At 33.8% G+C, this 2,540-nt stretch carries 2 protein-coding genes; one reads left to right on the forward strand and one right to left on the reverse strand.

Annotated features, from left to right (window positions below):
* A partial coding sequence (locus tag N4A40_16005; GenBank protein MCT4663357.1) for a helix-turn-helix domain-containing protein occupies positions 1-308 on the reverse strand: 308 nt, incomplete at its 3' end.
* Positions 309-879: 571 nt separating this feature from the next.
* On the opposite strand from N4A40_16005, the gene N4A40_16010 reads away from it, so the two are divergent.
* The coding region (locus tag N4A40_16010) for a fructose-specific PTS transporter subunit EIIC (protein MCT4663358.1) at positions 880-2,540 on the forward strand (1,661 nt) is incomplete at its 3' end.

A 2,540-nucleotide genomic window follows, 5' to 3' on the forward strand; every position in this document is an offset into this window, starting at 1 on the left:
GATTTGAATTTAGGATATTTTGCTCTTTTTTGAAAAAAGTTTTTAAAAGCAGTATCTAAATTTCTAAGAGATGACTGAAGTGAAACACTATCTACTTCTTTAAGCCAAGATAATTCTTTTTTCAATGCTGTCAATTCTTTGGCTTGATTGACGTAAGTAGTTGATTTTTTTTCGCTTTTATATAATTCTATTCTCTGATTAAGAAAAAGATTGTATGTATATCTTACACAACCAAAAGTCTTTTGTATCAAAAGTATTTGTTCTTTATTAGGATATATCCTAAACTTAAAAGCTTTATTGATTTTCATAGATGTTCACACCTCCCTCACGTTTTAATTGTATCGCATTTAAAGTTAGCTGTACATGTGAATATTTGGTAAAAGATTATTAAAAACTAAAACCATTTCGATTCATCTCCTTCCTAAATAGAGGAGGGAGATGAAATGAAATAATTTGGATAAATTTTTTCATTTTCATTAATTAAAACCCCTTTTTTACAATTAGTATCGCGATTATAGTGGTATTGTACATGATTTTAAGTGATTTACATAGTGACTGAAGTAATAAAATACAATTACTTAGTAATGAAATCAATCAATAGGTAATGGGTAAAAAATAAAAAATAAAAAAATAATTACTGCTCGTAAACTTGTAATTACAAGTAATGACAAGTATTTTGCAAGTAAGTGTGGAAAATATTTAGATTGCAAAAATAAGCGCTTTAACTTATAATTACAAGTAAGAAGGAAATCGATTGCAGTTTCAAGGCGCGCAGGGAACGATTATTGAAAAACTTCACGGCATTTATAAATCCAATACAAAAGTTTATTTACAATAGAATTTATATAGCTAAAGTAATATCGAATAAGAGGTGAAGAGATGAGTATAAAGCAAATGATCCATTCGAATTTAGTAAAGACTAATTTAAAGGCAAAAACTAAAGAAGAGGCTATTAATGAATTATCTAATCTACTAGCTAGTGCTGGGAAAATTTCTGATGAAAAAACATTTATATCAGAGGTTATGAAGCGAGAAGAACTTATGTCAACTGCATTTGAAGGTGGAATAGTTATGCCGCATGCAAAGACATCAGCTGTAAAAGAGGCTTGTATAGCAATTGGAATTAGTAAATCAGGGATAGATTGTGGCAGTTCTGATGGCGAGTTATCAAAATTATTTTTTGTTATAGCTATGCCAGAAAGTGCGAATAATTTACATGTGCAAGCATTGTCTGAGATTACAGGGAAATTACTTGATGAAGATTTAAAGAGAGAATTATTAAATGCAAATGATGCAAGTTATGTCATAGAGATTTTATCAAAAAAAGAAAATACCAAAAAAGTATCTAAAGATAGAAGGTATTTGATAGGGGTTACGGGATGCCCAGTAGGTGTAGCACATACGTATTTAGCTGCAAAAGCGCTGAAAAAATGTGCGCATGAGATGGGTGTAGAGATAAAGGTAGAGACAAATGGCTCAGTGGGTGTTGAAGATTCACCTACTAAAGCAGAGATTAAGAAAGCGATAGGCATAATAGTTGCCTGTGATAAGCAGGTAGAGTTAGATCGTTTTGACGGTAAGCGAGTGGTATTTTCGGGAGTTAAAGCAGCAATAGATAATCCGAAAGCCCTTGTAAATAAAGCTCTAGAAGAAAGTGCACCTATTTATTCGTCGACCAACAAGGATAGTGGCACTTTCAAAGGGCAAGGTAATGAAAAATCAGGTCTCTATAAATATTTGATGAATGGAGTATCTTACATGATTCCATTTGTTGTAATAGGGGGACTTTTGATAGCATTGTCACTTGCAATTGGAGGTAAGCCAACGCCAGCAGGACTTCAAATACCAGAGGGAAGTTTCTGGAATCAGATACTAAATGTTGGGGTAGTTGGATTTAAACTTATGATTCCAATATTAGCAGGATACATTGCATATGCTATTGGAGACAGACCAGCAATAGCACCAGGTATGATTGGTGGTTGGATAGCAAACGATGGATCATTCTACGAAGCATCGGCAGGAACAGGTTTTATAGGAGCTATAATAGCTGGATTTGCAGTAGGTTATTTAGTTAAATGGATTAAGAGTTGGAAGTTTCCTAAATCACTTCAGCCACTAGTACCTATAATGATAATCCCTATAATTGGTTCATTATCGATAGCTGCATTATTTATATTTGTAATAGGAGCACCGATTGCATCACTTATGGATGGTCTTGTAAATATGCTCCAATCATTATCATCGGGGAGTTTAATAGTCATAGGTCTTGTTATAGGACTCATGCAGGGATTTGATATGGGAGGACCATTTGGTAAAGTTGCATTCATGTTTAGTGTAGGTCTTATAGCAACAGGACAGACACAATTTATGGGAGCACAAGCATGTGCTATACCAGTAGCACCACTTGGAATGGCGCTTGCAACATTTGTAGGAAAGAAAATGAAGATTTTCACAGAAGAAGAAACTGCAAATGGAAAGGCTGCATTTGCTATGGGACTTGTAGGTATATCAGAAGGTGCAATTCCCTTTGCAGCAAGTGA

The organism is Tissierellales bacterium, assembly GCA_025210965.1.
Lineage (GTDB): Bacteria > Bacillota > Clostridia > Tissierellales > JAOAQY01 > JAOAQY01.